Here is a 6,629-nt window from a genome sequence, read left to right on the forward strand (position 1 = left end):
CGCCCGCACTCCGCCACCACCTCGTCCACCAGATCAGGCGTAAACGCACGCGTTAACACTCCGAGAGCGATGCGATCCGAAAACCGCTCGCCCCCGACCGACTTCACCTGTCCCGGCCTTGGCACACCCAACACAACGAGCCGACACCCTCAAAGTCACCGGTATTGCTTCTAGAGGAGCGATTCCGTCCGGCGCCTGAGGGGAATCGGGCCCCATAGCCGCCACAGGCCATGGGATGCCTGGCGGTGGCATCGGCTTCGGACGATGGGCACCGCCAGACATCCCTCCAGCATCTCATCCGTCTCTGACAGCGCCCGCACTACGCCGGATGTCGCCTGTGACCACCGGCGTCTGGTGCCTGGCCCAGCCCGCCGGCGACAGCGTCGGCGGCCCTGTAGAGCATCACCGGCGACCGGGGCCTCATCCGCCCCGAGGTCGCCGAGACCCCTTCTAGTCGGGCTCGGGCGGCAGCCAGGTGACCACTACCGTGCGGGCGACTTTCGCTTCCCTCATCGCCCGAGCCCGATGGTTGCCGTTTGTGTAAGAGGCGTTCTTGCCGAGGTGGGCATGGTGCCGATGCCCGGGTCAGGGCCTCACCGGTCCAGGGCGGTGTGGGTGTGGCAGGGTGTGAGTGGCGCCCGGGGTGGGCGGCTGGCTCTCGTGGCTGGTGACGGAACGTCCATCCCGGCATTTCCTTGTCAGCCGCGCACGTGCGAGTACGGCCCAGCGGCCAGGTGCGTTGAGTCTTCGGCTGTGAGTAGTTGCGGCAGATGAACCCTGCTCACGTGAAGTCTCAAGCTGAACTTGAGATTTAGGGTCAGATCTCAGCCCGGTGAGTCCGGGATCATGTGCCCGCATTCCCGACGGCCGGGAAATGGCAAAGCCCGTTGGCGCGGCTGATGGTCGGGCCGTCGCGGCGGACGAGAGCGGCAGTGGCTTGTTCGAAATCGGTCGGTTTCTTGGTGTCGAAGCCCGACAGTAAAATCCACCGCCCTCGGCGCCTCCGTCACCAACGGGTGTCTCACGTCCCGTGGCACCGCCGCGCGCCCGGGCGTCGGGCTGGCCGAGGTAAACGTGCCACGTGCGGGTCGCACCGTCGAAATCCCGCGGCTGTACGCAGGACAGTGCTGGCCCCTACAAGGCAGTCCTCGGTCCGCTGCGGGAAGGGAGGAATTGGTGAGTGTGGTGGTGGCCCGGGTCAACAGTTGACGCCGGTGGAGAGACAGGCGGGATCCGTCGCTCGGTCTGCTGCTGACGCAGGAGAATGGCGGCCTGCAAAACGAGAATCCGCAGCTCACGCGCCTGTGTCAGGTCCCTGCTGACAGGTGCGGCAGCATCTGTGGCAGCGTCGAACACTGCCGACATCTCTCCTGCCGCCGCTGACCGCAGCCGGCTGAGCGGAGCTTGGAACAGCCAGGCTGCCTGGGGAACCTCTGCCACCACGCGTCCTGCGATCTGGAGGACAGAATCACGCAGGCGGCCGGGATCGGGGTGCCCGTAGTGCCGCAGCTCGAGGTCCGGCTTGCGCATGACCAGAGCAAGACGCTCGAAGAGACGGCTGGCGTGATGTGTTACTGGGCGGCTCTGTGCATCGGCTTCGGTCTGCCCGCTGAGGTATGCGCGCACGAACACGTCGAAGGTGTCGTCTCCGGCATGCGCACTGAGAGCATCGAAGTTTATGAAGTCGGGGGCTTCGGACCGGCTGTGCAGCAGGTCGATGGTTCGGAAGAGTACGTCCTCGACGGAAGCCGTCGCGATCCCGTCGACGGTCTGCGGGGGTGCGCCGTGCGGCAGGCTCTGGATCCTGAGCATCGCTAGGGGCAACAGGTCGGGAGACCGGACCAGCAGAGTCTTGGCGGACTCCACCACGTCGTAGGAGGCCAGTCTCAGCTCGCTGGCCAGGAAGGCACGAGCCTGGACGCCGTCAAATGCGTTCTCTGAGGTAAGAGTGATCTCCTCCGTCAGCGCGGCGCCCGGCACACGATGTATGTGGAGAGCCAGAGACCCAGACACCCGGAAGTCGGACTTCAGACTCGCGAGCGCGGTGCGTGCCACATCGCGCTGGGCATGGAATCCAGCCATGGGCTATCAGCTCCCCAGTCCGGGGAAACGCCGCTGCCATACCTCGCTGACCCCGTCGGGCAGATCCTTCGAGAGCTGAGGCCAGAGCTCACTCAATCGCCTGCTGTTGAGTATCTGCTCCTGCTGCTCCGCCGTTCCGCGGAGCAGTACACGTTGGTAGAGCAGCGCACAGGCCTGATCGTCTGCCGCGTCGATCACCCCGCTCAGACCCGCGTCCTCGGCTTCGCCGGGCACCGCAACAGGGCCCTGCGCGGGTCCGTGCAGGGTGTCCAGGTCGCTGACCACCTGGAAGGAAGTCGACACGAGCTCGTCGGGTGTGTCCGAGCGGCTGAGCACTGCGGCAATGTCATCGGGGGCTTCCGCCGCCGCGTCGGCTCTGAGGCGTGCCCGGGTGGTGGCGGCACGGTCGAAATCGTAGGCTGCCAGGTCCATTTGAGGTCTCCCAGGTCCGGGGCGTGTATGCCAGTCAAAAGCGTATGCCAGCGCGTGGGTGGGGCAGGGTTGAGGTGTCGTTCGTTCCCGAACGGCGGGATATGGCGGCTTTCTCCTTCCCGCCCTGGGGAAGAATCCGCTGGCACCGCTGGGCTGCATGTCACGGCGAGGCAAGAATCGACTCCCGCAACGATCTCCGGGAAGGACCTGAACTGTTCAGCGCGCGGCAGACAGTGCGTTCGCCGGGATCCGGATCGTCGGCCGAGGACTCTCCGGACACGGGGCGGTGCTCACCGAACAGGCCTGGGCCAGTGCCGTTGTCGCTCTGAAGCGCACTGGGCGCTCGGTCGTACCTTGGGGCGGTCAGGAAGGCCGCTGTGCTGACATCGACGCCGAGGGCAACGAGTTTCTCGTGCTCTTCTGGTGAACTTGTCCGCGCAACCGGGTCTGGCAGGCGAGAGGAGGCCTTCACGGGATGTGGTGTGCCCCTTGGAAGCAGGGGCGTGAACGGGGCCGAAATCCCTTGGGAACATTTCTACAGGCAGGCGCTGTACTCCCTGCGGGCTGTCTCCAGCACGTCCCCCCAGGAGGTGATGTCGGGTCTGCGGCGAAGCAGCGCACGCCGCTCCCGCTCGGTCATCCCTCCCCACACACCAAACTCGACGCGGTTGTCGAGTGCTTCGACCAGGCACTCGGTTTGTACGGGGCACCCAGTGCAGATGGCCTTGGCTCGGTTCTGCTGCGCTGTCTTGGCGAACAGGACGTCCGGATCACTGCTACGGCAGGCAGCCTGTTCGCTCCAGTAGGCCGTCGTGCTCATCGTTTTCCCCTCCCCCGTCGGGACTCCGTAATGGCAGCACACGGCCAGCCTATGCCGCGACCCGGCACCGGCCGGTTCGGGTGGTTGGCCACTGTGGCACACCACGGCCGTTTCAGGCGGAGCCGGCAGGTCGGGCACCAGCAGCTCCCGCAACGATGTAGCCGGCCAGGTCTGTGCACCAGCGCACCGGTATACCTCTTGCAGCATGGTGTGCTTCTCACTTGTGCTCGTGAACGTCGGCGACCTTCGCCTTCGAATCGAGTGTGGCGGCTCTTCGGGACAGGGCTGTCGGGCAACTGCTGAGCGGGGTGGGGAGGCTGCTTCCATCGCGGGCATCACGGCGTCTGCGGTACCCGCAAGAGTGGCAATCGGGTGGGAGAGCATCTATGGCTGTCTCAAGGTGAGTAGCATCCGGCAGCAACACATACGACGAAAGCGAGTTGCTGTGGCCAATCAGGCTGACACCGCCCCTATTCAGAGCCAGTATGCGGAAAAGTTTGCCGCCGATCTCGAGGCCAACCGTAAGGAACAGGCCGACGTCTGCGCGCAGATCGCAGATCTGAACGGGCGCCTGAAACAACTGAAGGCAGACGAATCCTGGCTGTCCGGCATGCAGGGTGCCCTGCCACCGTCGGCCGCGCGGCAGACCGCGATCGCTGGCGAGGAAACCCCCGAAGCCGTCCGGTCCGGTGCCGCTGGGACCACAGCCGCGCCGCAGGCTGTCCCCCAGCCGCGGCAGAAGAAGAGGGCCTCTGGCACCGCGGGCCGTGGTGGGAAGAAGGCGCAGCCCGCTCCCAAGGGGGCCAGCGCGAAGACGGAGGCCACTACGAAGAAGACTGCCGAGACAACCACGGCGATGAAGCCCGTTAAAACGGCCGCGGAGGCGTCGCTGAATGATCTCATCCTGGGCCTTGTTCGCGCGCGTGCTGGTGAGCCCCTCCTGGTCCGCGAGGTCCATGCGGCCCTGGAGACAGCGCATCCCGAGCGGACGGTCTCCGAGCAGACCGTGCGTAACACGCTGGATGGCCTCGCCAGGAAGGAGGTCATCGAGAAGGAGCGCAAGCAGCGGTCCGCGTTCTACACCGCGCCCGCACCCGCTGGGAACGAGGCGCCTACCGAGCCGGTGGCTCCGGAGGCGGTGGGTGAGAAGGTCACCGCGGACGCTTAGCCCAGGCCTCGGCGCGCCGCTGCTGTGAATGCGGCATTCACCGGGTGTGGTCTGACGCGTCCTGGCCGGAGCGTCGTAGATGCCTGGGCAGCAGTACGACGCCGACCAAAAGCTGGAAGGCCGCCACCGCGTAGCCGAACGGGTAGCGGTCGCCCAAGCCCCAAGCAAGTACGCCTGCGATGAGTCCAGCTGCCAGCCAGGCGACTGCCGCGCGCGGCCGGTAGTTGGCCATGGCCCCAATGCCCAGCGCGGCAGCCAGGAGAGCAAGCGTCGTGCGCGAGCCAGGCATGGCGGCGGCGATAAGGACGCAGACGGCGGCTCCGGTGGCCAGCGCCTTCCAGGGGACAGGGACAGCGGGGTTGGTCACTGTGTCTCCAGGTGGCGCCGGGGCTGCAGACGAGCCACGGAACCACGGGACGATGCGGTACTGCAACCCCGTGGCGCGTCCGCCACCCGCCACCCGCCGTGTGCAGACTTCAAGGACCGATCGGCCCTGCTGTCAGGGAGCAGGACATGCCGTCGTCCAGCTGGTCGCAGGCTCCTCCAGGTCTGTCGTCGGTGTCCGGGGGTCGAGCCCGGTGATCTGGTGGATGCAGTCGACGTCATCTGCGGTGTACGCCTTTCTGACCAGGTACTGCGTCAGGCCCGAGGCACGGGCGAGGACGGAGTATTCATAGGGGCGGGGGCTGATGAACTCCCGTCCGAAGGCGATCAACAGTCTTACGTCTGCGTCAACTTGCTCGCGGCGCCGGCGCGCTGCGTCAAGGGCGTGCAGAAGGGGGTCCTCGCCCCAGCCCCGGACCGCGGTCAGGTCGCCGACGATCCGGGACCACTCCTCCAGCTGGCGGGCATGGATGGCGGTGTAGGCATCGGAGTCGCCTTCTCGTACCTGAGGGTCAGGGTCCGCGCTGCGTGAGGGCATGTCAGCGGCGTCGCCGTTCGTGTCTGCTGCCGTCGCTGCAGGCTGCAGTTGTGGATACAAGACGGCGGCAATCGCCTCGCAGAGGTCGGTCATGGGCATGTGGGCAGTCTCCCTCCACGTGGTGCGGAGCTCGCCCACGGGCTGGTCCGTATCCCGCAGGGCAGAAATTCGGCAGGCGTCAGAATCCTCTTTCCCTCCCGACGGGAAGCAGGAAAGGGCCGGGCCACGAGCGAGCGTGTGCTTCTCTGCGTGTGTGCAGGTCAGGCGGCGGCCGGGACGGCTTCCGGGGTGGGGGCCGGTTGTGCCGGCAGGCGCCGTGCGTCGATGGCTGGGCGCAGTGCGGCGCATGCTGCAGCGGCTGCGGCGCCGAGGAGGGCGCATGTGGTCCACAGCACGGCGATGTCGCCGATCTTCATCGCGAGGGCCGCGAGTTGGGGTGCGGCAAGCGCCGACAGCCCGAGGGTGCAGCTCCATACTCCGGCGTAGCGTCCGCGGGCATGGGCGGGGGCGAGTTCGGCCACGCTGGTCATCGCTGCGCCGAAGAAGAGGACCTCGCCGGCTGTCCATATGGCGGCCGCTGCGGCGTATCCGAGGGTGTGATCGGTCAGCACGTGGGCCCCCATGCCGGCGCCGGTGAACAGTGCTCCCCACATGCACACGGTGGCGGGGCTGGAGCGGTCGATGGCCGGCTGGAAGCAGGGTTGGAAGACCAGGACGAGGGCGGCGTTGATGAAGCTGATGAGGCCGTATGCGGATGCGGGAAGGCCGTCACGGCTCATGGCCAGGGGCAGGCCGAAGAGCATCTGCTGGTAGACCATCAGCCAGGCCAGGGTGATGCCGCACAGTGTGACGAAGGGTCTGTCGCGGAGCATGGTGGTCAGGGTCCGCCGATTCGTCGTCGGCTTCTTGTCCTGGGCGGTGACGCGGGTCGGCTCGCGCAGGGCGCACATCACGAGCGCGAAGATCACGTTGGCGGCGGCGTCGACGAGGAACAGATAGGCGAAGTGGGAGTCGGCGAGGAGTGAGCCGACTCCCGCCGCGACGCCGGCTCCGCCGTTCATCGCCCAGTACAGGCGTCCGAATCCCCGGGCGCGCAGGGTGGTGGGCAGCTTGTAGGTTCCCAAAACTTGTGGCCAATTCTCACGAACCGTGGCCACTCGGTGGCCAGCGCTGAGACTTCGCAGGTCAGCGACGCGCTCTCGGTG

General features: G+C 66.8%; 7 protein-coding genes. 1 reads left to right on the forward strand and 6 read right to left on the reverse strand.

What is annotated here, in order from left to right; all coding sequences use genetic code 11:
- Positions 1-1,134: 1,134 nt before the first annotated feature.
- From ACZ7IB_RS48370 to ACZ7IB_RS48380, 3 genes are all read right to left on the reverse strand, one after another.
- Positions 1,135-1,980: a hypothetical protein gene (locus ACZ7IB_RS48370; RefSeq protein ID WP_470921692.1), complete on the reverse strand. Its 846-nt coding sequence runs from the start codon at positions 1,978-1,980 to the stop codon at positions 1,135-1,137.
- A gap of 108 nt (positions 1,981-2,088) precedes the next feature.
- Positions 2,089-2,514, reverse strand: coding sequence for a hypothetical protein (locus tag ACZ7IB_RS48375; RefSeq protein ID WP_470921693.1), 426 nt, complete (start codon positions 2,512-2,514; stop codon positions 2,089-2,091).
- Between the two features lie 535 nt (positions 2,515-3,049).
- Positions 3,050-3,334 (reverse strand): WhiB family transcriptional regulator, encoded by a 285-nt coding sequence (locus tag ACZ7IB_RS48380; RefSeq protein WP_470921695.1) that lies wholly within the window; start codon positions 3,332-3,334, stop codon positions 3,050-3,052.
- 445 nt (positions 3,335-3,779) lie between these two features.
- On the opposite strand from ACZ7IB_RS48380, the gene ACZ7IB_RS48385 reads away from it, so the two are divergent.
- Positions 3,780-4,502, forward strand: a complete 723-nt coding sequence (locus ACZ7IB_RS48385) for a BlaI/MecI/CopY family transcriptional regulator (RefSeq protein ID WP_470921696.1) — start codon at positions 3,780-3,782, stop codon at positions 4,500-4,502.
- Between the two features lie 37 nt (positions 4,503-4,539).
- On the opposite strand, the gene ACZ7IB_RS48390 is transcribed toward ACZ7IB_RS48385, so the two are convergent.
- From ACZ7IB_RS48390 to ACZ7IB_RS48400, 3 genes are all read right to left on the reverse strand, one after another.
- Positions 4,540-4,869, reverse strand: a complete 330-nt coding sequence (locus ACZ7IB_RS48390; RefSeq protein WP_470921698.1) for a hypothetical protein — start codon at positions 4,867-4,869, stop codon at positions 4,540-4,542.
- Positions 4,870-5,001: 132 nt separating this feature from the next.
- The gene (locus ACZ7IB_RS48395; RefSeq protein ID WP_470921700.1) at positions 5,002-5,523 is read right to left on the reverse strand and encodes a hypothetical protein; all 522 of its coding nucleotides are present in this window, start codon (positions 5,521-5,523) and stop codon (positions 5,002-5,004) included.
- 161 nt (positions 5,524-5,684) lie between these two features.
- The gene (locus tag ACZ7IB_RS48400) at positions 5,685-6,548 is read right to left on the reverse strand and encodes an MFS transporter (protein ID WP_470921702.1); all 864 of its coding nucleotides are present in this window, start codon (positions 6,546-6,548) and stop codon (positions 5,685-5,687) included.
- Between the last annotated feature and the right edge of the window lie 81 nt (positions 6,549-6,629).

Source organism: Streptomyces sp. NPDC037301 (assembly GCF_055602785.1).